Origin of the sequence: Thalassobaculum sp. (genome assembly GCF_965223715.1) — a bacterium.
GTDB lineage: Bacteria > Pseudomonadota > Alphaproteobacteria > Thalassobaculales > Thalassobaculaceae > Thalassobaculum.
In genome coordinates, this window is record NZ_OZ245012.1 from 1,030,270 (window position 1) to 1,049,064 (window position 18,795).

Annotated in this window: 17 protein-coding genes; 9 read left to right on the forward strand and 8 right to left on the reverse strand. The window is 67.3% G+C overall.

What is annotated here, in order from left to right:
* Window positions 1-24 precede the first annotated feature (24 nt).
* The 4 genes from ACOQOP_RS04765 to ACOQOP_RS04780 all read right to left on the reverse strand — a co-directional run bounded on the left by ACOQOP_RS04765 (window position 25) and on the right by ACOQOP_RS04780 (window position 5,680).
* Window positions 25-1,518, reverse strand: a complete 1,494-nt coding sequence (locus ACOQOP_RS04765; protein ID WP_420565176.1) for a M81 family metallopeptidase — start codon at window positions 1,516-1,518, stop codon at window positions 25-27.
* A gap of 98 nt (window positions 1,519-1,616) precedes the next feature.
* On the reverse strand, window positions 1,617-2,336 hold the full coding sequence (locus tag ACOQOP_RS04770) for an endonuclease/exonuclease/phosphatase family protein (protein WP_420565177.1): 720 nt from the start codon (window positions 2,334-2,336) through the stop codon (window positions 1,617-1,619).
* A gap of 7 nt (window positions 2,337-2,343) precedes the next feature.
* Window positions 2,344-4,542, reverse strand: coding sequence for a VTT domain-containing protein (locus ACOQOP_RS04775; protein WP_420565178.1), 2,199 nt, complete (start codon window positions 4,540-4,542; stop codon window positions 2,344-2,346).
* Between the two features lie 109 nt (window positions 4,543-4,651).
* Window positions 4,652-5,680: a trans-3-hydroxy-L-proline dehydratase gene (locus tag ACOQOP_RS04780; RefSeq protein WP_420565179.1), complete on the reverse strand. Its 1,029-nt coding sequence runs from the start codon at window positions 5,678-5,680 to the stop codon at window positions 4,652-4,654.
* A 161-nt stretch (window positions 5,681-5,841) separates the two neighbouring features.
* Between ACOQOP_RS04780 and ACOQOP_RS04785 the strand changes: the two genes are divergently transcribed.
* Window positions 5,842-6,456 (forward strand): hypothetical protein, encoded by a 615-nt coding sequence (locus tag ACOQOP_RS04785; protein WP_420565180.1) that lies wholly within the window; start codon window positions 5,842-5,844, stop codon window positions 6,454-6,456.
* An 80-nt stretch (window positions 6,457-6,536) separates the two neighbouring features.
* Entirely contained in the window at window positions 6,537-6,698 is a 162-nt protein-coding gene (locus ACOQOP_RS04790; protein ID WP_420565181.1) for a hypothetical protein, read from the forward strand.
* Here ACOQOP_RS04790 and ACOQOP_RS04795 read toward each other — a convergent pair.
* Both ACOQOP_RS04795 and ACOQOP_RS04800 read right to left on the reverse strand, forming a co-directional pair.
* The gene (locus tag ACOQOP_RS04795; protein ID WP_420565182.1) at window positions 6,685-7,530 is read right to left on the reverse strand and encodes an alpha/beta hydrolase; all 846 of its coding nucleotides are present in this window, start codon (window positions 7,528-7,530) and stop codon (window positions 6,685-6,687) included. The two genes, ACOQOP_RS04790 and ACOQOP_RS04795, sit on opposite strands and share 14 nt — an antisense overlap.
* Window positions 7,527-8,738: an OpgC family protein gene (locus tag ACOQOP_RS04800; RefSeq protein ID WP_420565183.1), complete on the reverse strand. Its 1,212-nt coding sequence runs from the start codon at window positions 8,736-8,738 to the stop codon at window positions 7,527-7,529. The genes ACOQOP_RS04795 and ACOQOP_RS04800 overlap by 4 nt, the downstream gene beginning before the upstream one ends.
* Window positions 8,739-8,980: 242 nt before the next feature.
* Between ACOQOP_RS04800 and mdoH the strand changes: the two genes are divergently transcribed.
* The 3 genes from mdoH to ACOQOP_RS04815 are packed head-to-tail and all read left to right on the forward strand — an operon-like array spanning window position 8,981 to window position 12,472.
* Window positions 8,981-10,879, forward strand: coding sequence for a glucans biosynthesis glucosyltransferase MdoH (gene mdoH, locus ACOQOP_RS04805; RefSeq protein ID WP_420565184.1), 1,899 nt, complete (start codon window positions 8,981-8,983; stop codon window positions 10,877-10,879).
* A gap of 31 nt (window positions 10,880-10,910) precedes the next feature.
* Window positions 10,911-11,708, forward strand: coding sequence for a creatininase family protein (locus ACOQOP_RS04810; RefSeq protein ID WP_420565185.1), 798 nt, complete (start codon window positions 10,911-10,913; stop codon window positions 11,706-11,708).
* Window positions 11,705-12,472, forward strand: a complete 768-nt coding sequence (locus ACOQOP_RS04815; RefSeq protein WP_420565186.1) for a RibD family protein — start codon at window positions 11,705-11,707, stop codon at window positions 12,470-12,472. Before ACOQOP_RS04810 ends, ACOQOP_RS04815 begins: the two co-directional genes overlap by 4 nt.
* Before the next feature lie 96 nt (window positions 12,473-12,568).
* Here ACOQOP_RS04815 and ACOQOP_RS04820 read toward each other — a convergent pair whose 3' ends face one another.
* Together ACOQOP_RS04820 and ACOQOP_RS04825 are read right to left on the reverse strand one after the other, a co-directional pair.
* Window positions 12,569-13,438 carry a pentapeptide repeat-containing protein gene (locus tag ACOQOP_RS04820; protein ID WP_420565187.1) on the reverse strand — a complete coding sequence of 290 codons (870 nt, stop codon included), beginning with the start codon at window positions 13,436-13,438 and terminating at the stop codon, window positions 12,569-12,571.
* Window positions 13,439-13,788: 350 nt separating this feature from the next.
* Window positions 13,789-14,784: an NAD(P)H-quinone oxidoreductase gene (locus ACOQOP_RS04825; RefSeq protein ID WP_420565188.1), complete on the reverse strand. Its 996-nt coding sequence runs from the start codon at window positions 14,782-14,784 to the stop codon at window positions 13,789-13,791.
* Between the two features lie 243 nt (window positions 14,785-15,027).
* Here ACOQOP_RS04825 and ACOQOP_RS04830 point away from each other — a divergent pair, with 243 nt between their 5' ends.
* The 4 genes from ACOQOP_RS04830 to ACOQOP_RS04845 are packed head-to-tail and all read left to right on the forward strand — an operon-like array spanning window position 15,028 to window position 18,792.
* Window positions 15,028-16,350 (forward strand): ABC transporter substrate-binding protein, encoded by a 1,323-nt coding sequence (locus ACOQOP_RS04830; RefSeq protein WP_420565189.1) that lies wholly within the window; start codon window positions 15,028-15,030, stop codon window positions 16,348-16,350.
* A 51-nt stretch (window positions 16,351-16,401) separates the two neighbouring features.
* Window positions 16,402-17,187 (forward strand): ABC transporter ATP-binding protein, encoded by a 786-nt coding sequence (locus tag ACOQOP_RS04835; protein ID WP_420565190.1) that lies wholly within the window; start codon window positions 16,402-16,404, stop codon window positions 17,185-17,187.
* A gap of 12 nt (window positions 17,188-17,199) precedes the next feature.
* Window positions 17,200-17,904 carry an ABC transporter ATP-binding protein gene (locus ACOQOP_RS04840; protein WP_420565191.1) on the forward strand — a complete coding sequence of 235 codons (705 nt, stop codon included), beginning with the start codon at window positions 17,200-17,202 and terminating at the stop codon, window positions 17,902-17,904.
* 12 nt (window positions 17,905-17,916) lie between these two features.
* Window positions 17,917-18,792, forward strand: a complete 876-nt coding sequence (locus ACOQOP_RS04845; protein ID WP_420565192.1) for a branched-chain amino acid ABC transporter permease — start codon at window positions 17,917-17,919, stop codon at window positions 18,790-18,792.
* Window positions 18,793-18,795: the final 3 nt, after the last annotated feature.

Consider the following 18,795-nt stretch of genomic DNA (forward strand, 5'->3'; position numbering starts at 1 on the left):
TCGAAAGGCTGCCCAGCTCCGACTTCAAGCCTCGTTGACCCGGTCGAGCGGGTAGATCGGGCGGCGGACCTTCTTGAAGTCCAGGATCGAGTTGTCCGACGTCGTCACTCCCTCGCCGTCCAGCGTGATCGTCGCCTTGCCCAGGTTGCCGAAGCCCGCCCGGTAGTGGATGCGCGACTTCAGCAGCAGGTAGCGCTTGTGCTGCGGCTGGATGCCGACCGAGGTGAACACGCCCACATCCCAGGGTTCGTGGTGGTTGGAGGTGACGACGATCTCCACCTTGCCGGTGTCGAGCACCGCGCTGTGGCCCATGGAGACCTGCACGCCGGTATACATCGGTCCGCGCACGGTCCAGCGGCCGTCGGTCAGGGTCTTGACCGTGCCCGTGACCTCCAGGGGCCGGCCCTTCAGGTCGATGGAAGGCATGTCGGTCTTGCCGCCGAGCTTCAGGGTGACCTTGGCGCCGATGCCGGCTTGCTGCATCTGCTTCACCGCCTCCGGGTCGTAGACGGCGGCCACCGCCACGTCCTCCAGGCCCTGGTTCAGCACCTCCTCGATCACGGTCATGACGTCCTGGGTGCCGCCGGAGCCGGTATTGTCGGCATGGTCGAGTAGCAGGGTCGGCCCGCCGTCGGTCTTCAGCGTGTCGAACCCCTTGGCCCGGGCGACGGCGTCGACCAGCGGCTCGTGCTGGTAGACGAACTCCTCGCGGCGCTGCCACATCTCCTTCACCAGCCGGTCGCGCCACCTGTCGGCCAGGGCCTGGTCGTTGTCAGTCACCACGACGACGCTGGAGCCGGCATCTTGGAAGTCGGCCAGCGGGAAGCCGCCGAACACTGTGGCGGCCAGGACCTTCGGATCCTGCTCGGCCTCGCGGGCGAGCGCCAGCAGGGTCTTCATCGGCTCGTCGTCATGGCCCATGCGCAGGGTCTGGGCGAGCAGGGCGGGCTGGCCCCAGGCCATGACCGGCTTCACCTCGCCGGCGATGGTGCGCATGAGCACGTGGGCGATCTGACTGCCGACCTCGACCATGTCGATATGCGGATAGGTCTTGTAGCCGATCAGGCAGGTGCAGTTGTCGACCATCTTCTGGGTCAGGTTGGTATGCAGGTCGTAGGTCACCGCGATCGGGATGCCCGGCGCGATCTTGCGGATGTTCTCCAGCAGCGTGCCTTCGCCGTCGTCGGTGGTCTCGGCCACCATGGCGCCGTGCAGGTCGAGCAGGCAGGCGTCCACCCCCTCGCGCACCGCGTCCAGGATCTTGCCCGTGAGAAACTCGTAGGCTTCGGCCTTCACCGGACCGGACGGCATGGCCTCGGCGGCGACCGGCGTGACGACCTCGTGGCCGGCGGCCTCGGCGATATCCAGATAGGCGCCGAACGGCATGCCCGTGCCCTTGTAGGCCTTGTACGCCTCCTCGCCGACATATCCGCCCCAGGCCATGAACCTGTCCAGATCGGTGACCACGGGGGAGAAGGTGTTCGTCTCGTGCTTCATCATGGCAACGAGCAGGCGCATGGGGTCGGCTCCGGGTAGGTTGGAGAGTGGGGCGCTTAGACAACCCGGCGATCTTGTGGGCTCGCGCGCCGCTTGTCGAGGTGTGGAGCGGCCCCGCCTCAGCGCCCCGACGCAATCTCCACCTCGGCCACCAGGGGGCGGTGATCGGAGGCGGTGCGGGCCAGCGGCGTGGCCGGGACCCGCACGCTGCGCAGGCGGACCCGCCCGTTCAACAGGATGCGGTCCAGGGCCAGCAGCGGCAGGCGGCTGGGAAAGGTCGGCATGCGGCGGACCGCGCCGATATGCGTGCCCAGCGACCGGCTGAGCAGCCGCACCACCGGGGAGAAGGGCAGCCAGTCGTTGAAATCGCCCAGGATGACGGTGGGCATCTCGCCCTCCTGCGCGGCCAGGTCGGCGATCAGCTCGGCCTGGGCCCGGCGCTCGCGGTGGACCAGGCCGAAATGGCTCGCCACCACCCTCAGCGGGCCGTCCGGCGAGGCGATGGTCGCCATGATGGCATTGCGCGGCTCGCGTTCCGGATGGGCGAGGTCGGCGACGATCCAGTGGGACACCGGCCAGCGCGACAGCAGCAGGTTGCCGTAGCGCCGGCGCCCGTCCTGCAGGGCCGGGCCTTCCACCGCGTAGCCGCCGAAGGCTTTCGAGAGGATAGCGAAATGGTCGGGGCGGTCGGTCCCAGCATCGCCGGGGCCGGAAACCTCCTGCAGGGCGACGATCCCGGCATCGGTCTCGGCGATGGCGCGGGCGATCCGGCCTATGTCGCAGGTCCCGTCGGTGCCGATTGCGTCATGGATATTGTAGGTGGCAACGGTCAGGGTCATGGGCAGGCTAGTCGTCGTCGGATCCGTCCGGGTCGAAGGAATTCACCAGGCGCTGCAGGAGGATGCTCAAGGCGAGCCAGCCGAGGACGACGCCGAGCAGGATCCCCACCTTGGCGACGGTCGGCTCGGCGATGAGCTGCCAGAGGCTTTCGCCCACGGCGGTTAGGGCGACGACGCTGGGCAGCAGGCCGAGGGCGGTGCCGATCACGAAGTCCCGGGGGCGGATATGGGTGGCACCCGCCAGGATGTTGATCAGGGTGAACGGCGCGATCGGGGTCATCCGCAGCGCCAGTACCGCCACGATCCCCTGGCGGCCGACCTTGCCGGACAGGGCCTTCAGCCGGTGCCCCATCAGCCGGTGGACCAGCCGGCGCCCGCCCCAACGGCCGAGCCCGTAGGTCAGGATCGCACCCAGGGTGGTGCCGAAAACGGCGTAGAGCATGGCGACCACCGGCTCGAAGGTGATCGCGGTGAGCACCAGCAGCACGGTGATCGGGAACATGGTCAGGCTGGCGACCGAATACACGGCGGCGACCAGCAGCGGCGTCCAGATCCTGCCCGTGAGCTGCTCGAACAGCGGGCCGAGCCGGTCGACATTGGCGAAATCGGCCAGCGGCGTCATGGTCCAGACGGCAGCCAGCACGATCAGGCAGAGCACCGTGATGACGAGCACCAGCTTCTGCAGCCGCGGCCGGAAGGCGGGGACCGAATCCACGTTGAGGAAGCTCAGCACCTCCGACTTGAGCTGGCGGTCCGGGTCGGCGATATCCACCAGCACCGAGGTCGCCGGGTCCAGCTCGAAGGCGGCAGGCTCCTTGATCGGCAGCAGGCAGCGGTCGCGGCCGGCGGTCGTCCGGAAGCGCTCGGCCTGCTCGCGCAGCAGGGCGCTGAGGCTGGCGGCATCCGGCGTCCGCTCCGCCAGCGCTGCCGGCTCCATGCCCAGATGCTCCCCCAGCAGCCGGTACCGCAGCCCGGCGATGGTGGCGCGACGATCGTCGGTATCGCCGATCAGGTGCAGGTTGGCCTCGGTGTCGAACCGCATCGAGCGTCGGTTCAGGTTGGCGGAGCCCACCGTGAGGAACCGGTCGTCGATGATCATCAGCTTGGAATGGACCATGACCGAGGCCCGCTTGCCGTCCTCGGCCCGGGTCACCGGGGCGACCATTGTGACCCGGTCGAGCACGCCGGCCTCATCGAGTTGGGCGAGGAACAGACGCCGACCGCCACCCATCGACTTGGTTTCCAGCCAGGTGTTCTGCACCGCCGGTGCCACGATCACCGCCTCCAGCTCCGGTCGCTCCTGCAGCCGCCGGGTGAGGGCCTCGGCGATCTTCGGCGCGGTGAGGAACTGGTTCTCGATGAAGATCAGGTGCTCGGCCTGCAGGATGGCGCGGCAGTACAGGGTTTCGATCTGGCGCAGGGCCGGGCCGTTGTTCAGCGACGGCTCGGTCAGGGAGAGGGCGATGTCGATATCGGTGAAGTGAGGCTCCAGCCCCTCGGGCCAGACCGGATCCGGCGCGTCGAGCCGTGGGATGCCGTCCGGGTCGACCGCCCGCCACCGGCGCTCGGTGAGATCGCCCAGGGCCCGGGCCGCCGGGCCGGTGACGGCCATATGGGTGTCGTGGAACGGGGTATAGAGCCCGCCCTTGGGGGACACACGGCGGGGATCGTCGGGGATATGGTCGCTGGTATCCCAACGCTCGCGCGTGACGTCGAGCCCGCCGCAGAAGCCGATCGCGTCGTCGATCACCACCAGCTTCTGGTGATGGCAGGCGCCGAAGGGCAGGGCGTCGTCCAGATGCACGTGGATGCGGGCCGAGGTGGTCAGCATCAGGTTGACCGTCGGCAGCGGCTCGCGGTCGCGTACGAAGAGCGGCGTGAAGTCCCAGAGCAGCAGCCAGACCTCGAGCTCCGGATTGCGCCCGACCAGGAATTCGAGCAGCGGCTTCAGCCGGGTCGGCACCCCATCGCCGTCGATCCCCGAGCCATCGTGCAGATGCGGCGCCATGTCCATCTGGCTGTCCAGATCCCAGCCGACCATCACGATGGTGCGCCGAGCCTGGAGCATGGCATTGCGCAGGGCGCCGAAATACTCCTGGCCGTCGACCATGAGCGCGGCCTTGTCGGCGCGGGCGATGGTGGCGCAGGTCTCGCCGGGAACCATGACCGCGTCGATCAGGGACGGAACGTCGCTCGAATGGGGCATGCCTACCGTTTAAGTCGCCAAGGAACGCGGGTGTGGGAGCACCCAGACCACAGCGTTGCCGGGCTGGAGATGCCGTCTAGAGGTAGCGAGGAACGCCGGGGGGTCAACCTTAGGCGCCGGGCCAGGTGTCGCTGAGCCGGTAGCCGGCCTGCCAGGGATCGCTCGGATCGAGCAGGATCTGGCGGGTGTCGGTGAGCCAGGCGCGCCCCTCCAGGGACGGGGTGATCCAGGTCCGCCCGGCGCGCTCCTCCACCGACTCGATGCGGCAGTGGAAGCGGCTGTCGATCAGCGAGGTGCCGGTGAAGTTCTGTCCGACGGCGAGCTGGCCCCTGGCATGCAGCACCGCCATTCGGGCCGAGCAGCCGGTGCCGCAGGGCGAGCGGTCGATCTTGCCCGGCCGGATCGCCACCGCGTTGCGACCGAGCAGCCCGTCGCCGTCCGGCTGAACGGCGGCGGCCACCTGGCAGAACGAGATGTGGCGCCAGTCCGGCAGCTCCGGATGGGAGAAGCCGAGCTGTTCGTTTGCCGTCGCGGTGATCCGGGTGCCGAGCACCGCGATATCCCGCGCCTCGTCCGGGGTGAGGGCGAAGCCGAGCGCTTCCGCCGAGACGATGACGAAACTGTCGCCGCCGAAGGCCGTGTCCACCGTCAGCGTTCCGACCCCTTCCACCTCCAGGACTGCGTCCAGCCGGTCGGCGAAGGAGGGCAGGTTGCGCATCCGCACGCGATCCACCTTGCCGTCGCGGCAGGTCGCGGTCGCCTGCACCAGCCCGCCGGGCGCCTCCAGCGTGATCACCGTCTCCGGCTCGGTCATCGGCAGGATGCCGGTCTCCAGCAGCACGGTGGCGACGCAGAGGCTGTTGGAGCCGGACATGGGCGGAGTGTCGGCCGGCTCCATGATGATGAAGCCCATGGCGGCGCGCGGGTCCTTGGGCGGGACCAGCAGGTTGACGTGACGGAAGACGCCGCCGCGCGGCTCGTTCAGCACCAGGTTCCGCAGGGTCTCGTCGGTGGCGATGAAGCGCGACTGGTCCCACAGGGTGTCGCCGGGCGGGGGGGCGACACCGCCGGTGATGACGTCGCCGACTTCGCCCTCGGCGTGACACCCGACGATCTGGATCATGCTGGTCGAGCGCATCGCGTCCCCCTTTTTGCCCCCGCCGGGCGCGCATTTATCCCCGGCCGGTCACAGCCATATCACAGCACCCCCCTCACATCAGAAGTGTAGCGGCGACGACCCCATCCGGGCCCAGTCGCCTCCACACAGTGAGACACCCTGGCAAGATGAGGGAGACGGCTATGACACAGAACACCAAGACGACGATCACCGGCGCTTCCTTTGCGACCGTCCTGTCCCTGGCGATGGCCCAGACCGCCGCTGCCGATCCGCAGATCTCTTCCCCGACCTATGTCTGGGGCGGCCAGCCGGCGAACGTGGCCTACGTTCCGGCGCCGACCCCGGACGTGCTGGTCCCGACCGCGGATGCGGCCTCCATGACCTGCAACCGGCCGCTGATCGCCAGCAACCCGCCGCTGGCCGGCCAGATCCTGGGCAATGCCCATGGCGATATGGCCAACAAGCCGGTGGGCCGCGGCGCGCAGAACCTGTCGGCGACCGCCGGCGGCGTGCTGATCGGCGTGCTCGCCAACGAGCCCTATGTGGACCGGGTCATTCCGGCCGATGCGGCCTGCGCCCAGTACGCGCTGGAGAACACGCGCAACGGCCAGACCGTGTCCTGGATCAGCCCGGAATACGGTCAGCATTTCGCCTTCACCGCCTATGACAGCTCCGCCGTCGGCGGCAACGAGTACTGCCGCGACTACACCGGCCAGAGCTATGTCGACGGCCAGACCACGACCATGGCCGGCACCGTCTGCCGCCGTCCGAACGGCCAGTGGAAGGTGATGAACTGAGAGTCCATCGGCGGCACTGGCACACCCTTTGCTTAACGGAACTAGAGGGCCGTGTGGCCCTCTCAACGGAGGATAGAGCGATGCGACACTTCCCGAAGTTCTCAGACGATTACGGCCTGGCCCCGACCGATCTGGCGGAGGCGGCGATCCTGTCGGCCGACATGGACGAGATGGTCGAGGCGATCGGCGACGACTGGTCCCTGGCCGATACGGAAGAGCTGGAGCTGATCAACGCCCACTGAGGCTGAGGGTTCCGAACCAGCGCAGGGCGGGGGCCAGTTCCTCGCGCCACAGGCGCCATTCGTGGTCGCCGTCGCGCACCCGCAGCTCCACCGCATGACCGGCACCGCGCGCCGCCCGGAAGAATCGCAGCGCGCCGTCCCAGAGACCGAGGCCGTCATGGTCGCCGGTCATGACATAGAAATCGACCGGCAGATCCTTCGGGATCGCGGTCAGCGGAGCGAAGGCATTGGCCCGGTTGAACAGCGCCGGGTCGAACGGCTCACCGAAGGCGCCGGCGAAGAATTTGAGCTGGAAATCGGGGAAATCGGCGGCCGAGGTCACGTCCTCGAACACCGCCGGACTGAACGCGGCCGCCGCCCGGAACCTGTCCGGATGATGCGCCGCCAGCCGCAGCGCCCCGTACCCGCCCATGGACAGCCCGGCGACGAAGCGCTGACCGCGCTGCGACCGTGTCGGATACAGCCGGTCGATGGCCGGGATCAGGTCATCGAGCAGGGTGCGCTCCCAGGGTCCGTATTTCTCCGAGTCCACGTACCAGGAATTCCCAACCCCAGGCATCACCAGCAGCATCGGCACCGCATCCGGCGCGGCGAAAACCGCGTCGGCGGTGGCCTCGGCCTCGCCGCCGCCGGTCCAGTCATGGGCGCCGCCGCCATAGCCGTGCAGCAGGTAGACCACGGGCAGCGGTCCGGTGGCCTCGTCGGGAACGTAGACCCGGATGTCGATCGGCTTGCCGAGGATCGGGCTCGGGATAGACCGCTCCTCCACCGTCCCGGACCAGGCCGGAAAGGCGGTCAGCAGCACCAGCAGAAGGCAGAGGCGCGCGATCACTCCGCCGGTGCTGTGTAGGCGCTGGACGGGCCCGCATCCTCGCGCGCGCGGCGCGGGGCGGCAGGGGCCGCCGTCCGGGCATCGTGCTCGGCCGCCAGTTTGCGCCAGGGCTGTTTCTTCAGCATCGTGCACCAGTAGGCGAACCCGACGATGATCGCGAGGCCTGCGATATTGACCAGCGCGACGGCCGGCGTCGAGCGTCCGATCTGGTCGAGCACCATGCCGGCCACCCGCGACAGGCCCATGGAGAGCAGGAACACGGCGAGCGAGTTCTGGCCGACGGTCACGATCGGCTTCGCCCAGTCGCCGCGCAGCGCCTCGATCCGCGGATTCACGATCGCGATGGCGAGATAGGCCAGCGCCAGGAAGTGGAGGTAGCGCAGCAGGCCGAAATCCGTCTTGTCCTGCAGGTCCCAGATCACCTCGCGGGTCCAGCGCAGGATCTCGAAATCCTTGGCAATGTCCCAGTTCGCCGCTGGCGCGGAGAGCAGCACGAACGCGGTCGCCGCGATCACCCAGGGCCGGGATATCCGCGGGGCGGGGATCCAGCCCAGCGCGAAGGCGAAGCCGGTGAAGAACAGGAGTTGCCAGGCCAGCGGGTTGAAGAACCAGGGGATGTCCTGCTGCTCCGGATGCGCCGGCAGCATCCAGCCGAAGGCGTGCACCCCGGCATAGACCGCCGCCACGAAACCCATGGCGGCCCAGGGATGCACCCGCGCCAGCGCCATCACCGCCGGCACCAGGACCAGGGCGCCGATATACATCGGCAGGATGTCGAAATAGTTCGGCACGTAAGTCAACGTGAACAGCCCGACCAACGCCTGGCCCGGATGGTCGAAGAACCAGTCGAGGTTGAGCTGGCTCACATAGTCGTGCTCGCCGTCCAGCAGGCCGGTCATAGCCAGAACCAGGGTGGCGATGAAAATGAACATGGTGATGTGCGCCACGTAGATCTGCCACACCCGGTAGCCGATCCGCATGGTGCCGTATGCGAAATTTGCTTTGTGAAAGGTCGAGCCGAAGGCCAGTGCCGCGGCGAAGCCGGAGCAGAACACGAACATCTCGGTGGCGTCGGACCAGCCGAACCGCGCGGGGATGTAGTTCGCCCACAGGTTCTCCGGCACATGCGCGATGAAGATGATCAGCATCGCGATGCCGCGGAAGAAATCCAGGCGAGGGTCGCGCGGCGCGCGGCCGGGAAGGCTCATCTGCGGGTCCTCGATACGGGTATCGCCCACACAGATAGGCCGTCATCCGGCTCAAGGCCAATCAAACCCCCGTAATGGCTGGCCCACGGGTTCGTGAACGCGCCGGAACCCCTGTGATGCCTCACGTTTCGGTCAGCACCCCTTCATCCCTATGGAAGGACGCGCGGCGACACACATATTGTGCGGCGCAAACCGGGCGATACGGCCGGGACGCTGGAGACTTTACGGTTCGGATGGACATGATGACGGTGACTGACCCGGACGCATCCGGGACTGGGCGGGTGCGGGCGATGCGGATGCGTCGCTGGGCCTTCTTCGCCCTGGTTGGCCTGACCTGCCTCGGGCTCTTCGCCTGGATGACGCGGCTGCTGGGCGCCGACGGGATCGACGGGTTGGATGTCGCCATGCTGGCGCTCTACGCCGGTACGCTGCCCTGGGTGATCATCGGGCTGTGGAACGCGGTGATCGGCGTCGCCCTGCTTCACCTGCGCCGGGACTGGCTGTCCCTGGTGCTGCCGTTGGACGGGCTCGACGACGACCGCTCCGACGTGACCGCGCCGACCGCCATCGTCATGCCCGTCTACAACGAGGATCCGACCCGGGTGTTCCGCCACCTGCGGGTGGTGGAGAGTTCGCTCGCCCGCACCGGCCAGGACGCGGCCTTCGAGATCTTCCTGCTGTCGGACACCACCGACCCGGACATCGCCGCCGAGGAGGCGCGCCGTTTCGCCGCCTGGCAGGCGGTTTCGCCGAACCCGGGCCGCATCCACTACCGCCGCCGCGCCGAGAACACCCGCCAGAAGGTGGGGAACATCGAGGATTTCTGCGCCCGATGGGGTGACCGGTTCGAGCACATGATCGTGCTCGACGCCGACAGCCTGATGACCGGCGAGGCGATCCTGCGGCTGGTGCGGCTGATGCAGCGCAACCCGTCGCTCGGAATCCTGCAGACCCTCGCCGTCGGCCTGCCGTCCTCCAGCGCCTTCGCCCGGATCTTCCAGTTCGGCATGCGCCACGGCATGCGCGCCTACACCACCGGCAGCGCCTGGTGGCAGGGCGACAGCGGCCCCTATTGGGGCCATAACGCGATCCTGCGGCTGGCGCCCTTCCGCGCCCATTGCCACCTGCCGCGCCTGAACGGGAACCCACCGCTGGGCGGCGAGATCCTCAGCCATGATCAGGTCGAGGCGGCCCTCATGCGGTCGGCGGGCTACGAGGTGCGGGTGCTGCCGGTGGAGGGCGGCTCCTACGAGGAGAACCCGCCCAGCCTGCTCGACTTCATCAAGCGCGACCTGCGCTGGTGCCAGGGCAACCTGCAGTATATCAAGCTGATCGGTTGGCCGGTCTGGCGGCCGCTCGGCCGGGTGCAGCTTGCACTGGCCATCCTGATGTACCTGTCGGCACCCATGTGGCTCGGCTTCATCGCGCTCGGCATGACCCGGCTGTTCGCCGGCGGCTTCGCGCCGGCCAGCGACGTGGCCTTCTCCGAGGCCCTGTGGTCGGCGGTGCAGTGGGGCGAGGGGGTGGCCCTGTTCGCCACCATGATGACCATCACCTTCGCGCCGAAGATCATGGGCGTGCTGGACATCCTGCTGTCCTCGGCCAAGCGCCGGATCTACGGCGGCGGTCCGCGCATCCTGGCCGGGACCGTGGTCGAGCTGGTGTTCGGCATGCTGGTCTCGCCGGTGGTGGCGGTGGCGCAGACGATTTTCATCGGCGGGCTGATGGTCGGCCGGCGCATCACCTGGAACGCCCAGATGCGCGACCCGCGCGAGGTGCGCTGGAGCCAGGCGCTGTCGACGCTCTGGCCGCAGACCGTGATCGGCATCGCCATGGTATCGGGCCTGGCGATCTATGTCCCGTCGATGCTGCCCTGGGCGGCCCCGATCGTGCTGGCCTGGCTGCTGGCGGTGCCCTTTGCCGTCGGCACGGCGGCGCCGCGTCTCGGGCGGGTGCTGCAGCGCTGGCGTCTCTGTGCGGTGCCCGAGGAGTTCGACACCCCGCCGGAAATCGTCGCGGCACTCGCCCCGGCGGAGCAGGATGTCGTCGAGATCCTGCCGGCAGGCGGTCCGGTCGCACCGGCGCTCGCCAACCGGGTACCCGTGCCGATGAAGCCGGTGCCCCTTAAGCCGGAGAGTTGACGCCGGCGCGCCGCTGGCGTTGGTTCTGAGGATGGACCTTCACACCCCGACCTGGATCGACTGGGAGCACCTGACCACTGCCGACCTCGCCGGCGGCGTGCCGGAACATGCGGTGGCCCTGCTGCCGGTGGCGGCGGTGGAGCAGCACGGCCCGCACCTGCCGCTCGGCACCGACGCGATCCTGACCGACGCGGTCGTGGCCGCCGCCCGGGGCAAGGGCTCGGCGGTCGCGACCGTTCTGCGCCTGCCGACCCAGCGCATCGGCCTCAGCCCGGAGCATCTGGCGTTTCCCGGCACCCTGTCCCTGGAGGCGGAGACGGTGATCGGAGCCTGGACCGCCATCGGCGCCTCAGCGGCGCGGGCGGGGATCCGCAAGCTGGTGATCCTGAACGGCCATGGCGGCCAGACCGGGCTGGTCGACGTGGTCGCGACCCGGCTGCGGGTGACCCATGGCATGACGGTGGCGCGGGCGACGACCTTCCGACTGCTGGGCGACGCGGTCGACCTCGGAGCGGAGGAGGAGCGCTACGGCCTGCATGGCGGCATGCTGGAGACCTCCATGATGCTGGCCGCCGCGCCCGAGCTGGTGAGACAGGCGGCGGTGGCCGATTTTGCCTCCAACGCCCAGGCATGGGAGAAGGGGTTCGCAGCACTGGAGGGGGAAGGGGCGACCGGTCTCGGCTGGATGGCCCAGGACCTCAACCCGGCCGGGGTGACCGGCAACGCGGCGGCGGCCTCTGCCGAGCTGGGGCAGCGCATCATCGACGCGATGGCGGGCCGGCTCGCCGCGGTACTGGACGATCTGGCAGGGTTCGGGGGACTGGCGTGAGCATTACCTGGGAGACGATCCGCGAGACCATGCTGCACGCCCGCCAGGTGCGGCGGCTCGACGGCGATGCGCGGCCGCTGATCGCCGAGATCGGCCGGATGCGCGAGGAGGGCTCCGACATTCCCGGCGCCACCGCCCTGCTCGACCTGGTGGAGGCGGCGACGCGCGGCCGGGTGGCGATCGGCCAGAGCGGCCAGACCCTGGACGGCCGCATCGCCACCCAGCGCGGCCATTCCCATTACGTCAACGGCCCGGAGGCGCTGGACCACCTGCACCGGCTGCGCGCCCTGGCGGATGCGGTGATCGTCGGGTCGGGAACCCTGCGGGCGGACGACCCGTCCCTGACCGTGCGGCGTTGCGCCGGCGAGAACCCGACCCGGGTGGTGTTGTCCGGCAACGGCACGGTGCCCCAGGACCGCAAGCTGTTCACCGACGAATTGGCACCGACCATGGTGACCGGCGTCGACCTCCCCTGCGAGCCGGACGAGAACGGCATCGTCGATCCCCGCGGCGTGCTCGACAGCCTCTCGGCGATCGGCCTGGACGTGGTGCTGGTGGAGGGCGGGGCGGCGACCCTGTCGCATTTCCTGCGGGCGCGCTGCCTCGACCGGTTGCATGTGATGGTGGCGCCGACGATCCTGGGCTCCGGCCGCCAGGGGGTGATGCTGGAGGAGGTGGAGACGATGGGCGACGCCCTGCGCTTCTCCAGCGCGCGCTACGACCTGGGCGCGGACACCCTGTTCGACCTGGTGCCGCAGCGGTAGGGCGAACGGGAAGTGACCGCATCGCCGCACTATCGGCTGTGGTCCAGTTCGTTTGAGCGTTCTGTTATCGGTTTATTGCAATTCAGGAAAGAACTCTTACTCATCCGAAGGGCAATCGCTCCAATGTAACGCGGCCTTAGGACATTCTAGGAGTTGATCGAAGACTTGGGGCTGGAGACCCTTCGGGGGCGCTCCTTCTCTGTACCAGGCTCGATCGAACCTAGTTCCGAGCAAAGTAGTTCTGGTGAGGTCGGCGTCGGTAAGGTCGGCAAAACGAAGATCAGCTTTATAAAGAGTTGCGTCGGTGAGATTGGCGTTGTGCAGGACCGCATAGACTAAATCGGCGCCCACGAATCCTGCGTGCACCAAATCGGCCCCTGAGAGGTTTGTCGACTGCATATAAGCGCCGTGGAAATTTGTTCCGAAGAGGTCAGCTTCGTTGAAATCCGCACCTGACAGAGCGGCGCCATTGAATACAGCGAACGCAAGATTGGCCTGATTGAACCGGACGCTTTCCAAGTAGGTTTTTGAGAAGTCCATGGATGAGAGGTTAACGCTGTTGGCTACCATTTCTTCGATGAGGCGTCGCTGGCCTCGATCCGCCGAGGGACGCATCGCGCGGGCTCGCTTGATTTGGTCATCTGTTGAAGCGTATTTCTCTCGTTCTATTCGTTCTTCTTGATCCGCTTGGCGGGCTGCATCTAGCCGCTCTACAGCCATCACATAGAGCTGTGTCTTTCGCACTTCGTCGTCGGATCGAAGTTGGTAATAGGTTGTCACAAGTCCGATGAGCGCGAATGCAACCGCATATGGTTCGAGTGTTTTCAAAGCTTGTCGAAAGCGTCGCTCGTGAGCGACCGCTTGCTGTTTGATGTGGAGCGCGCGCGCATCCAGTCGCGGAAGCGCGGCTCTAAGACACAGCGCAAGGTTCACAAACCAAACGCGAACAATGGTGAGAAAACGCATTGGAACACCAGAAGGGTTAGTGTCCTAAATCATCGCGTGCAGGATTTGCTGGGCGCAAGTTCCAAATGGCGCATGCGTCCTCGGGATCGCGCTTCTATCGGCTGCGCGCCGACTCGTCGTCGGTGAACGTTTGGCGACACTGCAGTTGGATGTCCGATTGCTCCATCTTATGCAGCGATACGCATACGCAATTGATGGCTTCGGGGGCGGGCAGCTACAGGTCGCGCGGGTAGATCCGCTCCGACCTGTTCACTAGGGATGGCTAGTTCACCTCCACGACCTGACCGTCGGCCAGATCGTGGGTGTGGCGGGTGTGGAAGGATGAAAAATGGGGAAGAAAAGCCTCCCCCTTAGGTTTTCAGCATGATCTTGCCGATATGCTGGCTCGACTCCATGAGCGCATGGGCCTCGGCCGCCTGCTTCAGCGGGAAGGTCTTATACATGATCGGCTTCACCGTGCGGGCTGCCAGCAGCGGCCAGACCTTCTCCTCGAGCTGGCGGGCGATCGCCGCCTTCTGGGCCACCGTGCGCGGCCGCAGGGTCGAGCCGGTGATCGTCAGGCGGTTGGTCATCACCTTCAGGAAGTTGAAGCCGTCCACCTGGGGCGGCTGCAGGAAGGCGATCTGCACCAGCCGCCCCTCCAGCTTCAGGCTGTCGACGTTCTTCTGGATATACGGCCCGCCGACCATGTCGAGGATGACGTCGGCGCCGCCCGCTTCCTTCATCACCGCCTGGAAATCTTCCTCGCGGTAGTTGATCGCCCGGTCGGCGCCCAGGTCGGTGCAGACCTTGCATTTCTCGGCCGAGCCGGCCGTCGCGTAGACCGTCGCGCCGAAATGATGGGCGAGCTGTATCGCCGTGGTGCCGATTCCCGAGGAGCCGCCATGGATCAGGATCGTCTCGCCCTTCTGCAGGCGGCCGCGCTCGAACACGTTGGTCCAGACCGTGTAGTAGTTCTCCGGAATGGCCGCGGCCTCCTCCAGGGAATAGCCCTCCGGGATCGGCGAGCAGGTGTCTTCCGCCGCCGTGCAGTATTCGGCATAACCGCCGCCCGGCACCAGGGCGCAGACCTTGTCGCCGACTTTCCAGCGCGTCACGTCCGGCGCGATCGACACGACCTCGCCGGCGATCTCCAGGCCCGGAATGTCGGAGGCGCCCGGCGGCGGCGGGTAGCCGCCCGAGCGCTGGATGCAGTCCGGCCGGTTCACCCCGGCATAGGCGACCTTCACCAGCACCTCGCCGGCCTTGGGGGCGGGCACGTCGCGGGTGGTCGGCTTCAGCACTTCGGGCGGCCCGCCCGCGCCTTCGATCTCGATCGCCGTCATCGTCGCCGGAATGTCGGTCATGGTTTCCTCCCAGTTGGTCGACGCCCCTTCCTAGACCATGGGACGCCCGCTTGGGAATTGCCCACGCGGAACGGCTCAAACGCCGGCGACGGGTGCTGTGTTCAACAGGCTGTACCAGTCATGCGGGGCGGCGGTGTGCGTTTACCATCTTGACTCTTAAGAGCCCCGGTTTCGACACTTGGCGTCCAATCAACGATCCGGGACCACCGGACGTGAATGCTCTGACGAGCAGGAGGAAACGTCATGAAATCCAGCAAGGTCGCCCGTCGGGCGGCGATGTCCGCGCTTGGCGCGGCCGCCCTCGCCCTACCGCTTTTCTCCCTGATGCCGGGCACGGCACAGGCGGCCGATCCGATCCGGATCGGCGTGATCTACGACTTCACGGGGCCGTTCGCGGCCGGTGGTTCGACGGCTGCCGCCGTCGGCAACGAGATCGCCGTGGAGCTCATCAACGAGCAGGGGGGCGTTGAGGGTCACAAGATCGAGACCATCGTCGCCGACGCCCAGTCCAAGGCCGAGGTCGCGATCAACGAAGCCACCCGTCTGCTCGATCAGGAGAATGTCGACCTGATCATGGGCGTGTTCTCGTCGGCCCATTGCGTGCCGATGGCGCAGAAGGTGGACGCGCAGCAGAAGTTCATGTGGGCCAACGTCTGCGTGTCCTCCGCCGTGTTCAAGGACAAGAACCTGAAATACGTGTTCCGCGGCCAGGTGCACTCCGACCAGTTCGGCTGGGCGTCCTGCACCTTCCTGAACGAGTACGCGGAGAAGAAGCTCGGCAAGAAGCCGTCGGACCTCAAGGTCGCGATCATCTATGAGGACGGCCCCTACGGTTCCGGCGTCGCGGCCGGTAACGAGGAGACCTGCAAGAGCTACGGCATGGACGTGACCCTGAAGGAGGGCTACTCGGCCACCGCGCCGGATCTCTCCAGCCTGGTCACCAAGCTGCGCCGGGCCCGGGCCGACGTCATCCTGCACACCGGCTACAACCCGGACATCACGCTGTTCCTGCGCCAGGCCAAGGAGCAGGGCCTGAAGTGGCAGGCGCTGATCGGCCATGGCGCCGGCTACGGCCAGATCGACAAGCTGACCGAGGCCTTCGGCGAGGACGCCAACTACATCTACAACACCGACCCGGTGGCGGCGCAGCTGCTGGATCCGAAGACGCTGGCTCCCGGCCTGGGCGACCTGACCGCCGAGATGGTGAAGCGCTACAAGGAGAAGACGGGGGCCAACGAAGTGCCGCCGCACACCTCCATGGGCTTCAACCAGGCCTGGATCTTCTTCAGCGACGTGCTGCCGCGCGCCATCAAGCAGTATGGCGGCTACGATCCGGAATCCCTGCGCAAGGCCGCGCTCGACACCGACATCCCGGTGGGCGGCACAGTCCAGGGCTATGGCGTGAAGTTCAACCCGCCGGGCCATCAGATGGCCGGCCAGAACGAGCGCTCTTCGCCGGTGGTCATGCAGTATGTGGACGGCGAGACCAAGATCGTCTGGCCGACCGCGATCCAGACCATGGATCCGGTGCTTCCGCTGCCGGACAGCCACACCTACGCCCGCTGACGCTGACGTAAGCGTTCAGAGACCGGTCACGTCAGCACAAGAGGTTCGGCGATGGGAGAGATGTTGCAGGTCCGCGGCCTGACCAAGAAGTTCGGCGGCTTCACGGCCGTCAACGAGGTCGCGTTCGATCTGGGCGAGGGGGAGATCCTCGGCCTGATCGGACCGAACGGCTCGGGCAAGAGCACCACCTTCAACCTGATCGCCGGGGCGCTGACGCCGACCGCCGGCACCATCACCCTGGAGGGGCGGGACATCACCGGTCTCGCCCCCACCCAGGTCTGTCACAAGGGGGTGGGGCGCACCTATCAGATCCCGCGCCCTTTCCGGAAACTCACCATTCTGGAGAACGTGGCGCTCGCCGCGTATTTCGGCTCCGACGGATCGATCTCCCGCGAGGAGGCATGGTCCCGGGCCGAGGACGCGCTTGAGCTTACGCAGCTCCCGGTGGACGGCCGCGCCCGGGTCGACGGGCTGGGGGCAGCGGGGCTGAAGAAGCTCGAGTTGGCCCGGGCGCTGGCCACCCAACCGCGCCTTCTCCTGGCGGACGAGAGCCTCGGTGGCCTCGACGAGAAGGAGATGGACCAGGCGGCCGACATGCTGAGCCATATCCGCGAGAAGCGGGGCATCACTATCATCTGGGTCGAGCACATCATGGGCGTGCTGATGCGCGTGGTGGACCGCTGCATCGTGCTGGACCACGGCGAGATCATCGCCGCCGGCCTGCCGCAGGAGGTGGCCCACGACCCGAAGGTGGTCGAGGTCTATCTGGGGACCGATGCGGAAACCGTGCAGAGCCAGGTCGCCGGGCAAGCGGCCGGCGAGACAGTCGGCGCGTGACGGGGGGGCGGCATGCTGGAATTGAAGAACGTTTCCGCCGGCTACGGCACCTTCCAGGCGCTGTTCGATGTCAGCCTGGAGGTCCGCGCCGGCGAGGCGGTGGCGGTGATCGGCCCGAACGGGGCCGGCAAGACCTCGCTGCTGCGGGTGATCTCCAAGGTCATCGACCTGAACGGCGGCGAGATCTCCATGGAAGGCGTGTCGCTGAACGACGTGCCTGCCCACAAGATCATCGAGATGGGCATCGCCCACGTGCCGGAGCACCGGCGCCTGTTCCCCCGGCTGACGGTCGAGGAGAACCTGAAGATGGGCGGCTTCATCGCCTCGGCCCGGTCGCATTTCGACGACCGGCTCGCCTATGTCTACGAGCTGTTCCCGCGCATGAAGGAGCGGCGGCATCAGCTCGCCGGGACCATGTCCGGCGGCGAGCAGCAGATGTGCGCCATCGGACGCGGGCTGATGTCCGGGCCGAAGCTCCTGCTGCTGGACGAACCGTCCGCAGGCCTCGCCCCGGTGATCGTGCAGCAGGTGTTCGACCTGGTGCGCCGGATCCGCGAGGAGGGCTACACCGTGCTGATCGTCGAGCAGAACATCCAGCAGGTCCTCAAGGTCGTGGACCGCGCCTACCTGCTCGAGGTCGGCCAGATCAAGATGAGCGGGTCGTCCCAGGAGCTCCTGGAGAACGACGAAGTCCGCCGCGCCTATATCGGCCTCTGAAGGAGGGCAGACATGGAGTTCCCGCTCACCGACCCGTTCTTCTGGGAGACCGTCATCCAGGGCCTGCTGTTCGGCGGCGTCCTGGCCCTGCTGTCGCTCGGCCTCAACATCATCTTCGGCGTCATCGACGTGGTGTGGATCTGCTACGCCGAGCTGATCATGCTCGGCATGTACACGATCTACTTCCTGTACAGCGACTACGGCGTGCCGCTGCCGCTGGCCATGGGCGCCGGCATCCTCGTGGTCGCCCTGCTGGGCGCCGCGCTGCACCACTTCATCATCCGGCCGATCCTGCATACCGAGCCGATCAACCAGCTGCTGGTCACCGGCGGCGTGCTGTTCTTCCTGCAGGGCTTCGCCACGCTGGCCTTCTCCGTGGAGTTCCGCAACCTGGGCGTCTCCTTCGGCAGCATCGAGGCCGGGGACATGTACATTCCCACCACCCGCCTGCTGGCCTTCATCGTCAGTCTGGTGGCGGTGGTCGGTCTGTGGCTGTTCCTGAAGCGCACCTATCTCGGCACCGCCATCCGCGCGATCAGCCAGGACCGGGACGTGATGCCGCTGATGGGGGTGAGCCCGCGCAAGATCTACCTGGTGACCTCCGCGCTGGGCGGCGGGCTCGCCGGCCTCGGCGCCTGCCTGCTGGTGCTGCTTTACGACATCCACCCGGCGATCGGGCTGACCTTCGGGCCGATCACCTTCATGGTCTGCGTCATGGGCGGGCTCGGCAACATGATCGGCGGGTTCATCGCCGCCTTCATCTTCGCCGAGTTCATCGCGCTGGGCGGCTTCTATGCCGAGATCGAGTGGGGCTACGTGATCGCCTTCGCCTTCTTCATCGTCATGATGTTCATCCGCCCGCAGGGCATTCTCGGATCGAAGAGCTGAGGG